This is a genomic window from Sporosarcina siberiensis (genome assembly GCF_042681925.1).
GTDB lineage: Bacteria > Bacillota > Bacilli > Bacillales_A > Planococcaceae > Sporosarcina > Sporosarcina siberiensis.
The window spans coordinates 133,342-147,390 of the sequence record NZ_JBHUGI010000034.1; the positions used below are offsets into that span (position 1 = coordinate 133,342).

Below are 14,049 nucleotides of genomic sequence, written 5' to 3' on the forward strand. Positions count from 1 at the left end.
CCCCTTTATTTTATGGAAAATAAAAGCCCAACTAAACGGAACAAATTGTCCACGTTTAATTAGGCCGGTTGCACCAGTTACTCCATACATCCAAGGTGCCCAAATAAAGGATGTACATCATCGTTTCCTAGATTGATTATTCGTTTATATTTATAGTATAACCGTGCCAGTTTGAATACATTGTCGTTTGGTGTCAGCAAATTGGTTCTATTTATGTATATTTTCAGAAGATTGTATCGCATTCGATAAAGATGATTCTTTTTACCTAAGCCCTTTCCTCTCTTGGGTTGTCCTTCACTCACACAACTCCAACACTATCCCAATTCTATAATGGATTTTGTCATTTGAATACTGACGAATGTTAATCTTTTCAGATTTATTTCGGTAGAACGGTGACAGTCCCCTTTACAATTCAGACACTATTCTGACTACTACTGTTTTCTGGTTCAATTCCTAAAACATTAAAAAAATCCTTTCCAAGTCACGAAAGACTTGGAAAGGATTTTAATATGTTGTTAATTTAAAGAACTTCTGCAAGTTATAAAGCCCTCTTTGATAAAATGTGAATCCGTCTTGATACTCCTCGAAATCCAATGTGTACACTGCGTCTTCATTAGTCCAAAGTTTACTGAAGTAGCTGTCGAGTTCCTGAACAAATTCACTCTCGGTTGGAGCAATGACTCGTAAGTTTGCTTCCAAATTGTAATTGTCCAGCGTTCTCTCAGTTAAATTCGCGGAACCGTTGGATATATACGTCTCGTCCTTTGTTTGAATTAGAACCAGTTTTGTATGATATTGTCCGACGACGGTATTGTACCAGCGAACCTTTATTTTGCCGTCTGTCTTCTCCACCATTTTCTGCGCAACCGGTCGATTTGGAAGTCCTGATTTTTCATTACCAAATGCATTTTCATTCGGATCCAAAATCATTTCCACTTGAACACCTCGATTTGCAGCGTCCACAAACGCTTGAATGATCTCACCTTCTGCAATGAAAAACATACCGAGACGAATCAAATCTCCTTCTTCCGTTTTGGCAATATCCTCAAGTAATGCATCTAAAATCTTTCGTTCAGTCACATATTGCACCTCATATTGCCCAGTACTTTCTTCTACATCATCAATACGGGGAAGCGTTCCACCGGTCGTATACTTTACAACGGATTCCTCCGCTTCTAAAATGTCGTTCAATACCGGTCCCGTTACTTTAAATGCAATATTACCATGAAAACCACTTGCATTATGTGGATTCCCTGAAGAAATCAGTCCTTCTTTTTCGGTAATGACCGCTTTACGATGGTTCGCTTTAATATTCATCATCGTCATATAGGAAGCGAGTTTCAACTTCGGAGCATCACTCGACATCGCATTTCCGATCCAACCCTCACTGCCAAAATCAGCCCAGCGAAACAGCGTTCGATACAAACCTGAATAGAGCGGTGTAGAATCACGAAGCTGATCTAAATCGGTGTAAACAACCTCGATGCCAACATCCTCCATTTGCTTAAACCATTTCGATTCATACGAACCGTATCCACTATTCAATGGATCGGTAATAAATACAATGGGCATTTCAGGATGAGTTTCTTTTTTCTTCACAAGATTTGCCGTCAATGTTTGAACAATTTTGGGAAATTCTATACCTTCATCCGAATAATGATCAAATAGAAAATAATCCAAGACAATAAATTCTTCAGCCTCGTCAATCATCTTGTACACTTCATCGAAAATCGCTAATTCATTTACGATGTTTTTGCCTTCTTGATCTGTCGCGAACGATAAATCCGTAAAAAACGTCAGATCATCTGTTTTATGTACACCACCTGCATACGAAATCCCTTTCGGAAGCGGTTTGTATGTATGCCATAAAATAACACTCGCATAAAGCACACCAAATATTCCTACACCAATCCATATTGTTTTCTTCCGTTTCTTCTTCACATACCCATCTCCACTCAAAATCTAAATAGTTATAGATGTATCCCCATTGTTGCAAGGTTGCAAACACTATCTTGGTGACAATCCTTTTTATATTTTAGAAACTATTCAGTCAACTCAAACCAAAAGACGGCACCCTACATTTTTAAGGGGGCCGTCGTTGTATTTAAATGATTGGCGTTTTGAATAATAACCATCGCTATTTGCTGGAATTCTTGTATTTGTTGCTGCAGGATTTTAAATTCTTGCAGCTCGGCAACTGTAGTATTGGCTTTCAATTGTTCAAGGTCCATCATTGCTTGTTTGAAGTTCTTTGCTGCCGGATAAACAAGTTCGTTAATCCAAAGATTTACGCTGTAATTAGAGTACGCATTTGTTGCTCTAAAACACTCCACATACCCCTGACATCTGTAATGATAGTACGTTCCTTCATTGAACGAACGATTGAAAGCATTCCATTCTTCTGGCAATGGTGCCGATAATCTTCCCGTAATGTGATAAGACAGGTTTTGAATCACTTGTATTTTCCCACTGAACTTGATCAACAGAATATAAATCTGTTCAAATACAGATTGAATGGTCGGTGCGGCTATAATCTACACCCCCTTAGTGGTGACAGTCCCCTTTACAACTCTTACACTATTCTGGCAATTCTAGTAATGGCGACTCATTTGTATTGTATGCTGATTTAGTTCTTTGAGTGCCAAACACTTACACAAAAACAGCCTGGAATTCAATTGAATTCCAGGCTGTTTTTATAGTTTAATAATGAGGCACTGTTTGTTAAACCAAAACACCGTACCAGATTACTTTAGCTAGAACTTCCACATTCCCAATTTCCTCGAATGGTATGACAACATCATACAGTAAAGGATTGGTAGATTCCGGTTTAAATAAAAACACGTTCTTGGCATCATTCTTTCTAAAACGCCTAATCGCATATGCGTCTTGGAAAAAGTATACAACAATATCCCCATCCACTAAATCCCTTTGTTCAACTCTTTTTACAACAATTGTTGATCCGTTCGGAAATAAATGATCCATACCGTCTTCGAGAACCACAAACGCTTCCAGACCATCTTCATTATAATAAGATCCTAAAAAGCTTGCTGGTAGTTTAATATACTCAACTTTTTTATCCGAAATCCCATTACACATAGACTGCGTAGATTGGGAAGCCTTTGTATACAGTGGAATCTTTACCGTTTCAGTTACGAGTAGAACGTCCTCTTTAAAAAAGTATTCCATAGGAACATTGAAATGAATAGCCAATCCTTGTAAAGCGCCCGCTCTAGGAAACTTATTCCCCTTTTCCCATTCGGAAATCGTCGCCTGACTCATACCAAGAACTCCTGCAAGTTCGACCATCGTTATTCCGCTGTCTTCCCGTAACTTTCTTAATCGTTTTGAAAACAATTCCTGTACCGTATTAACCATGTACAAAACCTCCAGTTATATTCCAAGGTGTGAAAACACCACAGTATTCAATTAAATTGAATTCCAGGGATTTTTCATGATTTACAAGGTTTATTGTTAGGTATCTTTGCGAAGTTCTGCCTCTATATCAAGTACCGTAAGTCAAATTAAAACACCATACCATATGACTTTGGCTACAATTTTCACATTTTGAATTTTTTCGAAAGGAACGACTATATCATATAATAAAGCATTTGTAGATTCCGGTTTAAACAAAAACACTTTCCCAGCATCGTTCCTTCTAAATCGACCGATTGCATATTTTCCATCAAAAATATAAATAACGATATCCTCATCCACTAAGTCTGCTTGCCCTATTTCTTTAACAACGATTGTTGAGTCTTCTGGAAACAGATGATTCATACTGTCTCCTGGAACTAAAAATGCATCTAGGTTTTCCTCATCTGCATAAGATCCTAAAAGGCTCGTTGGTAATTTAATTTGTTTAACATCTTCATCCAAAACATCGTCATTATTGGAAACAGCGCTTTGTAGGATTGTTGGATGCAGTGGAATATTCACCATTTCAGTTACAAGGAAAACTTTTTCTTTAAAAAAGTATTCCATCGGGACATCGAAATGGTTTGCCAATCCCTGCAGCGCGGCAGCTCTAGGAAACTTATTCCCTTTCTCCCATTCAGAAATCGTTGCCTGGCTCATACCAAGAATACCCGCAAGTTCAACCATCGTTAATCCGCTTTCTTCACGTAATCTCCTTAATCGCTTTGAAAACAAGTCTTTTACGACATTGACCAAGCATAAAACCCCCAATTAGACACATACTAGTTTCAGTATACAGCATTAAGTATGTATACAATACATGATTTAAAAAAGTATTTAATACGCCAAGTTGAATCAAAAGTACCTAATTATCACTATTAGCAATAAAATTAAGGGTTTATAACTATGAATTATGGGCTATACATACGTTATAGGTATTGATTTATTACTATTAGTAATATAACATAGAGTTAAGGAGTGATTTACTTGAATTCTGAAAATGGCGTTCCCTTTTATCTTATCCAAACCATTTATTCATTACGATTAAAAAGTGGTATGAATCCTTCTGAACTCGCAAACAAAATTGGCGTTACTTTGGAAGAATATGAAGGTTGGGAAAGAGACTCCTCCGATATTTCATATGAACACATTTTGAAACTGGAAGAAGTATTCCAAATACCATCCCGCTATATATTTTTCGGGAGCGATATTACGTTATACAATACTCAAAGAAATGAACCTAAATAATGTGACATTCAAAAGAATACTCTATAAACAAAAGCACTTTCATTGGAGGCTATCCTACATATGTGCACTGAGAATTCTTTAGATGAATTAAAAGAACTCTTATCCAAGATTATTGAAGATCAAACCTTGTCCCTTGAAACTGGATTGGCTGATTCATATGAATTACTCGCACTCGATCAGCTAAAAGAAGTTTATATTAAAAACAGCATGTCGCTCTTACATTCTTTAGAAATTATGCACAAAGAAAAAGTAATTGACACCAATCAGTTTAACAACCGGATTGGATCTTTACGGAACATCCTTGAACTAGCTCAAGAACTTTCATCGTTTGAAAAAAGATAACTTTTCATGCTTTTATGCATAGTATAACTCAATTGAGCACCGGATTCCCACTGTAAACTGGGAAACGGTACTCGATTTTTTAATTTATTTAAGGAGTTAGAAATGTGTGCTGACTTGCTGTATGTAAATTACGCCAAATTCGATTTAAATCGGATGATTCCATAACTGCTTCCATTCCGAAGTGTCGGAAAAGACGATTGGCACAGCCGATTGTTGTATCAGCAGCTTCTTTACAAACCTTTGAAAAGTTGTTCAAATCCGCTTCTTCCAGCATTTCTCCATCTTTATGCGTTTGCCAGATTTCCTGTAGTGTCGAATAAAAAACGCCTTCTATTTGATCATAGGTAACAAGCTCTTCATCTAAAATCGAAGTAATTGCTTCGTATTTATCATTCCCATCTTTCGACCACTGCTCTTTATTGGCCTCCAGAATTCGTCTTGCTTCTTCAAAAAAGCCCTGTCCAATTCCCAAACTCACCGCAGTAAATGAACTTTGTCCAAATTGCACAAATGGAAAAGTATGAACGATATCTCCAAATTCATTGGCATTCTTCATTAAATCAAACGTTCTCACTATAGGAACAAATGCATTTTCCACTCGAATGGTGTGACTCCCCGTTCCTTTTAACCCAAATGCATCCCAATCTTGAATGACGTCCACTTGATCGGGCGTGAAAATACACGTAACGATTTCCTCTGTACCTTCCAATTTACTATTCGCCGTAAACATCGAAGCATACGGAGCACCGCTGCAATATCTCCACTCACCCGTCACACGATAACCGCCGTTTTCTTTCACCGCAATCGCTGTCGAATGGGCACTTCCCGCAATGACTGCTTCCTTAGGGCTGAAAAGTTCTCTACACGTTTCTTCTTTAAAATTCGGGACAAACGCATTCCCCCCTGAACCGATTGCCACAAGCCAACCAAAACTACCGTCGAGTGCAGATGCTTCTTGAAAAACACGAACCGCTTCAGGCAGTTCCAACATTTTCCCACCAAGCTCTACTGGAACAAAACACTTAAACAACTTTTCTTCATAAGCAAATTGCAGCAAGTCATCCGGCAATGTACCCAACTTTTCAATCGCCGCCCCTTGCGCTTTAATCTCTTCACGAATCGATTCATTAAACATACTAGTATCCCCATTTCATATGTATTATCCTTTTTATAGTATACACCAAACAGGTGCCAGTCACTCACACAACTCGGACACGATTCGGACAACTGACTCCAGTAGAAACAAAGCCTTTATTAGAGATTCGAACTCGATTCAATTTGTTGATTATATACCTACACGGGTATATAATCAGGGTATAGATAATTAAAGGAGGAACTCGAAATGACACAAACAGCTACTGTATATACAACATCTACATGCCCATATTGCTCAATGATGACCAATTATTTAACGGAACAAAACATTCCATTTAAAGAAGTGAACGTGCAGACCGATCCAGCTGCAGGACAGAAATTAGTAGAAACAACTGGTCAAATGGGAGTTCCGCAAACAGAACTCAATGGAAAATGGATCCTTGGGTTCGATACGAACGGGATTCAGGAAGCATTAAAAGGATAAGTATTTTGAGTAATCTCAGAAAGTCCTCACTTTTTTGCAACTCATGTACCGAACAAACACCTGAAATGATTGAAAAAGAAATGAACCGAAAACTATTTCCACGCATTTGCATCGGACACGTGGCTTTATTTATTACAGGTGTCGCGATCTTGATCATGGAGTTTACAAAGTAATCGTTAATAGAGGAGGATTCCACAGACAGTACTTGTCTGTTGGAGTCCTTTTTTATCAGATTGGTGCCAGTCACTCACACGACTCCAACACTATTCAGACAACTAAATCGTATACTCTTTCCCGGCTACCGCAAGTTCTGCAGACCCCTTGTACTCCTGGATTGCGGCTTCTAGAATCTCCTCGACATTTCCGTGTAAAGGTAAGTGCGTGAGCATAAGTTGTTTTACATTCGCCTCTGCAGCTAATTTCCCCGCTTCGCTTCCACCCATATGGCCCGGTGCAACGCCGATATGTTCTTCAAACAAATTCGCTTCACTGATTAACAAATCCGCTTTTCTTGAAAAATCGACGAGTTCATCGCGCCACTCTGTATCGGCTGTCAGTACAACCGTTTTTTCTCCAACTGTGAATTTCATTGCTAAGCAATAAGCCGGGTGAATGGTTCTACAAAAGGACACTGTAAATGGACCGATTTCCACTGTTTCGTCTTCCGTAATCTCAACGCCGATTGTACGCTCTTTGTACGAGAGTTTTGCGAAATTCTCCTCATCCTGTCTATGTCCATAAATCGGTAACACAGGCGATGGATTGTTCAAGTAAAACTGAATAAGTCTGCTGTACTGAAGGCTGCCAATATCCGCAATATGATCCGCATGATAATGACTAATGACGACCGCATCTATCTTTTCTAGAGGCAAGTAGTTTTGCACTGATGAAAGAACCCCACTTCCACAATCAATCAAACAATGAAATCCCTCGTGTTCAATCAAAAAAGAAGACGTCGCTTCATTCGCTTTCGGGTACCCACCCCATATACCAATCGGAATAATCTTCATGTTTTCTCTCCTCACTAAATCAGTAATCTTATGTAGAGTGTACACGAAAACCACCGATTATAAATTATATTATTCTTTAATAAAATAATCCCAAATCCGCCTTTAATCCAAAGGTAGGTTTGGGATTATTAATGGAATCGGTTCATGGAACGCACTACTGAATATATCTTCTAACTTCGTCAATTTCCTGAAACTTGAAGCTGTTTACTAGCAATAGTTTCAAGGCAGCTGTATCCGAATTCACGATGCCTTCTTTAATGTCTTCTGGAACTTTTCCAAATCGTTCAATCAACATTTGAAGAGCCGTTTCAGAAAGTGCCGCGACTCCACCTTTTTCCATGCCTTTTTCCATGCCTTCTTCTCTCAACATATCAGCTAAAGTCCTAGCTACTTCACTCCCTTCTGGATAAGTCATTTCAAATCGCTGTATCATTCGTTCAACATCATTTTTTGTCAGGTCTTTTGCAGCACTAAATATATACCGTATCATCGTTTCAAAGTATTCAATCCCGGTTTTCTTATCTTCCAATTCATTTAGATATTGGATGGACAGAAGAACCGATTGCAAAAGTTCATCACTATCTTTCGTGTAAATATCACGAAGAAGCGTTAACAATATTCGTGTTTGTGCTTTTCCTTTGATTTCTTCATCAGCATAGGTTGACAGGTCAAACAGCAGATATTCGAAGTTGGGCACGTATATGTTCAAGTCTTCTGGAAGTTCATTGTATCCATTCAGCATAGCACCCAAATTAGTTGGTAAACGTCAATTTGACCGACCATGATGAATAACAAGTGGAATAATGATTGGCAATTCTTTAGCATTCTCTTTATTCGACTTAGCTTCCCAAATTTCAATCATATATTTTAGTAATTGAAAAGCAATCCCTTTATCCTCATAACATTTATGTTCAAACAGAAAGTAAAGGTAACCTTCTTTTCCCAAAATATTCACTTTAAATAGTAAATCCGAGAAGCTCTCAAGTAGTTTTCCATTGATATAACTATCTTTTTGTGGTTCTAAAGTGTTCACGTCAATAACTTTCATGATATTGTCTGGCAAGTAATGAGTTAGGAAATCCTTCGCTGTTGACACATTACCTAATGTTTCCTTGAAAAACTTATCATGCGGATTCTGTATTTTCATTGGCAAGACTTCCCCCTCATACCATTATCCTTACTTTATATTATACAATCTAACATCGGACTTGACCAATATTGTTGGTGGAGAAATTGAACTAGTTTGAACGGGTGACTGAACGGGTGACAGTCCCCCATACAATTCCCACACAATTCATTTCATCCGATTTTATCTGTGTGTAGTAAAAAACGACTGCTTTTCCACGATTTCTCTCACCGGAGAATTTGCTTGCACTCAGAATGATTTGGTTGCACTTAAGCTGGATTTGTTTGCAAGTCAGGACTTCCGACTCACCATATTTGAATCGGTGATGAATCGGTGACAGTCCCCCAAACAATTCTCACACAATTCACTTCATCAAAAACCCATTTAAAAAGCCTTCCAGCCGATTTCCGGGTTGGAAGACTCATTACTTCGAATATAAAACGAATTTCTGAATTTTACGGAGTAGAAATAAACCGAATTCCAACCAAATCCAACTATATAATAATGAAAATACGAATATTAGGACGAGCATAGTGACGCTGATTGAAGATGTGCTGCTTGGTCCGAAAACGGGAAAACCGAGTACATACAGCGGGATGCAAATGCCGAGGAATAGTAAAACACCATTCATGAATACGATTCCATAGCTTGAGGAAAGCGCACGGAAAGACCATCCCAAACCAAGTCCCAACAGACCTGTCGTAAATGGAAAGATAAATAATTCGGCTGGTTGAATGATCAGCAACAAAAGTATGCTTACAAAATATGTGAATACACCAGAACGAAACGATACGAGTGTGGCCATTAGGATTGGAGCGGTGGCAAATGGACTTATGAAGAATCCGATCCCTACCAACAATCCACCGGCTGATTGTAAAATAGCCGCGAATGCAGCCATAAGTGCTGCGAAAATCATTATTTTTGCCTGGGACCAATTTCGTTTTATATGCTGATGAATGTCGTTTGGAAAAGTAGATAGGGGTTTGATTACATAAATGCGTCTTCCTCCTCTCGGTTATCCATTGTATTCTTTATAATGAAGTACCTGTTTAACTCTTCGCTACTTTCCAAATAACGCCTGTGCCCGGGACCGCACTGCTTCCTGAAAAAACACCAAAATCCACAATATACATATCACCTTTCGGACAAAAAATGACGTCAATCGGTCGCTCAAAACCACCGCCACCCGTGAGTGATGCAGGCATTCCCGTTTTGTTGATGGCAAACAGGTTTACCTGACCTGTCGTCATATCGATCCACGAAATACGATGTCCCACATATGGAGTCAATTTCCCGCCTGTTGTGATTGGATCATTCGCACCGAATTCCGCAATAAATGCATTGTGGAGGGGCCCAAAGTCTGGATTCAAATTGAAACTAAAACCCATAATGGCTGAGTGAGGCGCAAATGTTGTTACCGGACGGGAAGGTTGCATAGGGTGATTAACCAGTAAAAATTCGGGCTGGGGCTTGTTTTCCGGCTTGAAACTCGACATTGTGACGGGCAATCCCCCCGTATAATCTGGAAAACCGTACCACATACCCGGTTGTATGCTGTGAAATTCATCCGGAGAATTGGCAATCGGTCGGCTTCCACGTTCATCCATTCCGTGATTTGCGGCAAACAGGCGATGATGTGCATCAAAGCGAAGTCGAAAAGGATTTCTGAGTCCCCATGCAACCAGTTCCAACTCCGAACCATCCGCATTTGCCCGCAGTATACTTCCGCTCGCACGCTTAATCCCTTTCACGACTTCACCTTTCGTACTTGGAACGTCAAAAGGAGAATATGCCCCCGTGATTACAGATTTTTTATTGCCATCCGCTAAAAAGCTAGACGTTGTAAAGTTTTTGCCCACAAGAGGGACGTCGCCGCCAGCATAATCATGAAAAAAAGGATGTTCCTTCACCCAATCATTGTCTTTGCCGACAACCCCGCTGTTCGTCGCAGTGCCCTGCCCAAAATACATTTTCCCATCCGGACCAAAAACGACGCGGTTGTTGTGATGATCGCCGTTACTCGGTAAACCTTCAATAATATCCCTTTTCGTCCCATCCGGTAAAATCATCGTTACATAGCGGCGATGCGCGACGTAAATATTTCCTTGGTGCTCCGTAATTCCAGTAAGTGGTGGATTGAAACCGTCTGCAACGAGAATCCACCCACCTTCTCCCAGTTTCCATACCTTCCCATTGCCGTCTGTAATGCCTGAATCCGCAACGAATAATTCACCTGCATCTGTAAAAGTCGCATTTATTGGAGTCGTCAAACCTTCCGCAAAAACCTCAATCTTATATCCAGGCGGAAGCGAAATATCCTCAGGATTCAACAAACGTTCATTCGGCATAAGTTGGTTCTTCACTTCTTTATGCCCCTTTCGATTTTATGATCAGTTCTCCTATACTTATGCGTTGGGTAGGGCATTTGTTCCTTTTTGGTGCCAGTCACTCACACAACTCGGACACTACTCTGACAATCCTGAATGGAATACAAAAAAAACACAGAGATTTCCTTTGCCGGTGAATTTGCTTGCACTCGGGGGCGTGTTGGTTGCACTCAAGTGGAGTTTGCTTGCGCTCAAGATGATTTTGCTTGCACTCAAGCCAATGTTGCTTGCACTCCACCCGATTTGCTTGCAAGTCAGGACTTTTGGCTTACCCAATTATCGGTAATAAAAGTTTGTATGCTTTCACGTCTGTTGATTAACCAGATATAGGAAACCGTTTCAGGTAAAATTATCATATCCACACAAGAAATTTGCGGAATGAGAAAGTCCCATCGAAAAGAATGGTATATATCACTATTGCGTGTTAGACTATTCTTACTATGAATACTCGGAGGTGAGGAATGATGTTGGATACTGTGTATGCACGTGGAAGCTTGTTGGAGTTTTTAGCCACTTCATGTGCGATTATTCATGAAATTACGCCTAACGGGACACGTCTGTCCTTTTTAGACAATTTCAGTAATCACACAGCTGTTTAGCACTCATTCCTTGCAATGCTTTTAAGGGAAAGATCGCTTACACGCGGTCTTTTTTTGTTTGTCTAGACTCCGGGTGCCAGACGCTTAAGTCATAAGCAATTGAGCTGTGTGGCAAAGAACGCCACGTCGCTAAATCGACTTATGCCTGTCGCGTCTACCGGGCACCCTGCGCTTTTCAAAGTTGTCTAGACTCCGGGTGCCAGACGCTTGGGTTGCTTCCAGCTGTGATAACAGAACGAGAGGAAGCGGAAAATATGATCTGTACAATACAACAAATAAGTAAAATGCTTGGTGGCAATACGATATTTGAAAACCTTTCTTTGGAAATAAAGACGGGAGATAAGTTAGGCGTTGTTGGACGCAATGGAAGTGGGAAAACAACGTTATTCAAGTTAATTTCAGGAGTAGAACAACCGGATAGCGGCGCGCTTCATTTTAAAAAAGGGTCGAAAATCGGCTATTTAGCACAAATTCCTTCATTCGAAAAAGAAACGACCGGCTACGATGTACTAAGCGGTGCATTTAAAGAATTAAAGGCAATGCAAGTGAAAATGACGGAATTGGAAATCGCGTTAGCCAATCCCACTACAGATGAAATGGATACGTTGCTTCGTGTATACGGGGATTTGCAGGAAGAGTTTGCCCGTCGCGACGGCTATATAATCGACTCCGAAATCGAAAAAATCATTAACGGTTTGCAATTGCAATCCTTTGTCAGCCGGTCTTTCGGGCAATTAAGCGGTGGAGAACAAACGAAAATCATGCTTGGTAAACTATTATTGACGAAACCGGACTTATTGTTATTGGATGAACCAACGAATCACTTGGATTTATTTGCAGTCGAATGGCTTGAAGATTTTTTAACAGATTATCCGGGAACAATCGTCATTGTTTCACATGATCGCTATTTTTTAGACTGCGTTGTAACAAAGGTTGCAGATCTTGAGGAAGGAGAACTTCATCTTTATTTCGGAAATTACTCCGCCTCCCTTCTGGAGAAAGAAGAACGTCTGATGCGGGAGTTCCAAAATTATGAAGAGCAACAAAAGAAGATTAAAAAAATGAAAGAAGCCATTAAGCGACTTCATCAGTGGGCAAATGAAGCCAATCCCCCGAGTGAGGGACTGCACCGACAAGCAAGGAATATGGAACGGGCGTTGGAACGAATGGAAAAGGTGCGAAAACCGCTCATCGATCCGAAGAAAATGGCGTTGTCGTTTGAAGCCGCCCCGCGAAGTGGGAAAGAAGTTGTTGTAATGGAAGGTATCACGAAATCGTTCGGACAACAGCAATTATTAAAGGCCGCCAACTTTCATGTATATTGGAAGGACCGGACAGCGATTGTCGGCCGAAATGGCAGCGGAAAGTCGACGGTATTGAAGATTCTATTGGGTGAACTACCGATTGATGGCGGGCTGAACAAATTAGGAAGCAATGTCAAAATCGGATTCTTATCGCAGCACTTTGAAATTACGGATCCAAAGGCTCGTCTCATCGATGTATTTCGACAAGAAGTGCAAGTAGCTGAAGGCGATGCGCGGCATATTTTAGCGAAATTCATGTTTTATGGACCCGATGTATTCAAGCGGATCGGGGATTTAAGCGGTGGAGAACGAATGCGGCTTCGTTTGGTCCAACTTATGCATCAGGATGTCAATTTCCTTGTACTGGATGAACCAACAAATCATTTAGACATTGAATCGCGCGAAGTATTGGAAGAAGCCTTGGAAGATTTCACGGGCACAATCGTCGCCGTTTCACATGATCGTTACTTTCTGAATAAACTATTCTCCCGTACGGCATGGCTGGAAGACGGAGTGATTACGACTTTCGAGGGGCCCTATAATTGGGCGCGGGACAAATGGCAGGAGCTCCAAATTCGAATGAAACCTGAAATAAATATGGTGCCAGCACCCGTTCTAAAACCGAAGATAGAGAGAATAAAAGAAGTCCCATCCGTAAATCCAGAAGAGGAAATCGCAAAGCTTGAACTTGTAATTACTTCATTGATAAAGAAAGCTGAATCTGAAACGGATTGGGTGAAATATGAATCGATTACGGCAGAGATTGCCGCTTTAAAAGATGAATTGGCAGCTTATTATGAACTATGGATGGGCGAAATGGAATAATACATGAATCCTGGAGAGGGAAGATTCCTTTTTGTACCGATTAGTTACTATAAAGGAACAGCTACCAGACCGATTTAAACGGCTTGACGAGCAAAAAGTAGAATAAAGAGTACCAGATTCTTAAGTTGTATCGAGAATCTGGTGTTTTTTTGGTGTTCTGGACGCTCCGACGGGTTTGCTTGCACTCGAGCAGGGTTTGCTTGCACTCGAGTCGG

The 14,049-nt window shown here is 40.2% G+C and carries 13 protein-coding genes, 1 pseudogene and 1 riboswitch; of the genes and pseudogenes, 5 read left to right on the top strand and 9 right to left on the bottom strand.

All coding sequences use genetic code 11. The annotated features are described in order from the left end of the window. Positions 1-53 precede the first annotated feature (53 nt). Positions 54-137: riboswitch (cyclic di-GMP riboswitch) on the bottom strand. Positions 138-504: 367 nt separating this feature from the next. From ACFSFY_RS14675 to ACFSFY_RS14690, 4 genes are all read right to left on the bottom strand, one after another. After that, the gene (locus ACFSFY_RS14675; RefSeq protein ID WP_381539291.1) at positions 505-1,941 is read right to left on the bottom strand and encodes a phospholipase D family protein; all 1,437 of its coding nucleotides are present in this window, start codon (positions 1,939-1,941) and stop codon (positions 505-507) included. A 134-nt stretch (positions 1,942-2,075) separates the two neighbouring features. Continuing rightward, positions 2,076-2,456, bottom strand: a complete 381-nt coding sequence (locus ACFSFY_RS14680; RefSeq protein WP_381539293.1) for a hypothetical protein — start codon at positions 2,454-2,456, stop codon at positions 2,076-2,078. A 265-nt stretch (positions 2,457-2,721) separates the two neighbouring features. Continuing rightward, positions 2,722-3,375 (bottom strand): XRE family transcriptional regulator, encoded by a 654-nt coding sequence (locus ACFSFY_RS14685; protein ID WP_381539295.1) that lies wholly within the window; start codon positions 3,373-3,375, stop codon positions 2,722-2,724. A gap of 141 nt (positions 3,376-3,516) precedes the next feature. Further along, entirely contained in the window at positions 3,517-4,170 is a 654-nt protein-coding gene (locus tag ACFSFY_RS14690; RefSeq protein ID WP_381539297.1) for an XRE family transcriptional regulator, read from the bottom strand. A 231-nt stretch (positions 4,171-4,401) separates the two neighbouring features. Here ACFSFY_RS14690 and ACFSFY_RS14695 point away from each other — a divergent pair, with 231 nt between their 5' ends. Further along, complete coding sequence (locus ACFSFY_RS14695; protein ID WP_381539299.1) at positions 4,402-4,662, top strand: helix-turn-helix domain-containing protein; 261 nt, start codon at positions 4,402-4,404, stop codon at positions 4,660-4,662. Between the two features lie 60 nt (positions 4,663-4,722). After that, positions 4,723-5,004 (top strand): hypothetical protein, encoded by a 282-nt coding sequence (locus ACFSFY_RS14700; RefSeq protein WP_381539301.1) that lies wholly within the window; start codon positions 4,723-4,725, stop codon positions 5,002-5,004. An 88-nt stretch (positions 5,005-5,092) separates the two neighbouring features. Here the strand turns inward: ACFSFY_RS14700 and ACFSFY_RS14705 are convergent, their stop codons facing one another. Further along, on the bottom strand, positions 5,093-6,139 hold the full coding sequence (locus tag ACFSFY_RS14705) for an acyl-CoA dehydrogenase family protein (protein ID WP_381539303.1): 1,047 nt from the start codon (positions 6,137-6,139) through the stop codon (positions 5,093-5,095). 207 nt (positions 6,140-6,346) lie between these two features. Here ACFSFY_RS14705 and ACFSFY_RS14710 point away from each other — a divergent pair, with 207 nt between their 5' ends. Further along, positions 6,347-6,583 (top strand): glutaredoxin family protein, encoded by a 237-nt coding sequence (locus ACFSFY_RS14710; RefSeq protein WP_381539305.1) that lies wholly within the window; start codon positions 6,347-6,349, stop codon positions 6,581-6,583. A 275-nt stretch (positions 6,584-6,858) separates the two neighbouring features. On the opposite strand, the gene ACFSFY_RS14715 is transcribed toward ACFSFY_RS14710, so the two are convergent. From ACFSFY_RS14715 to ACFSFY_RS14730, 4 genes and pseudogenes are all read right to left on the bottom strand, one after another. Then, on the bottom strand, positions 6,859-7,593 hold the full coding sequence (locus ACFSFY_RS14715) for an MBL fold metallo-hydrolase (RefSeq protein ID WP_381539307.1): 735 nt from the start codon (positions 7,591-7,593) through the stop codon (positions 6,859-6,861). A 154-nt stretch (positions 7,594-7,747) separates the two neighbouring features. Continuing rightward, positions 7,748-8,740: pseudogene (locus ACFSFY_RS14720) on the bottom strand (Rpn family recombination-promoting nuclease/putative transposase). A gap of 403 nt (positions 8,741-9,143) precedes the next feature. After that, positions 9,144-9,635: a hypothetical protein gene (locus ACFSFY_RS14725; protein WP_381539309.1), complete on the bottom strand. Its 492-nt coding sequence runs from the start codon at positions 9,633-9,635 to the stop codon at positions 9,144-9,146. Between the two features lie 133 nt (positions 9,636-9,768). Beyond that, positions 9,769-11,082, bottom strand: coding sequence for a PQQ-dependent sugar dehydrogenase (locus tag ACFSFY_RS14730; protein ID WP_381539311.1), 1,314 nt, complete (start codon positions 11,080-11,082; stop codon positions 9,769-9,771). 485 nt (positions 11,083-11,567) lie between these two features. On the opposite strand from ACFSFY_RS14730, the gene ACFSFY_RS14735 reads away from it, so the two are divergent. Both ACFSFY_RS14735 and abc-f read left to right on the top strand, forming a co-directional pair. Further along, positions 11,568-11,705: an RAxF-45 family protein gene (locus ACFSFY_RS14735; RefSeq protein ID WP_381539313.1), complete on the top strand. Its 138-nt coding sequence runs from the start codon at positions 11,568-11,570 to the stop codon at positions 11,703-11,705. A 254-nt stretch (positions 11,706-11,959) separates the two neighbouring features. Next, complete coding sequence (abc-f, locus tag ACFSFY_RS14740; protein WP_381539315.1) at positions 11,960-13,834, top strand: ribosomal protection-like ABC-F family protein; 1,875 nt, start codon at positions 11,960-11,962, stop codon at positions 13,832-13,834. Positions 13,835-14,049 lie beyond the last annotated feature (215 nt).

Excerpts from the sequence above, each read along its gene's own strand:
- ACFSFY_RS14710 (WP_381539305.1), top strand. The coding sequence starts at position 6,347 with ATGACACAAACAGCTACTGTATATACAACATCTACATGCCCATATTGC.
- ACFSFY_RS14715 (WP_381539307.1), bottom strand. The coding sequence starts at position 7,593 with ATGAAGATTATTCCGATTGGTATATGGGGTGGGTACCCGAAAGCGAAT.
- ACFSFY_RS14725 (WP_381539309.1), bottom strand. The coding sequence starts at position 9,635 with ATGATTTTCGCAGCACTTATGGCTGCATTCGCGGCTATTTTACAATCA.
- ACFSFY_RS14705 (WP_381539303.1), bottom strand. The coding sequence starts at position 6,139 with ATGTTTAATGAATCGATTCGTGAAGAGATTAAAGCGCAAGGGGCGGCG.
- ACFSFY_RS14735 (WP_381539313.1), top strand. The coding sequence starts at position 11,568 with ATGATGTTGGATACTGTGTATGCACGTGGAAGCTTGTTGGAGTTTTTA.
- abc-f (WP_381539315.1), top strand. The coding sequence starts at position 11,960 with ATGATCTGTACAATACAACAAATAAGTAAAATGCTTGGTGGCAATACG.
- ACFSFY_RS14700 (WP_381539301.1), top strand. The coding sequence starts at position 4,723 with ATGTGCACTGAGAATTCTTTAGATGAATTAAAAGAACTCTTATCCAAG.
- ACFSFY_RS14685 (WP_381539295.1), bottom strand. The coding sequence starts at position 3,375 with ATGGTTAATACGGTACAGGAATTGTTTTCAAAACGATTAAGAAAGTTA.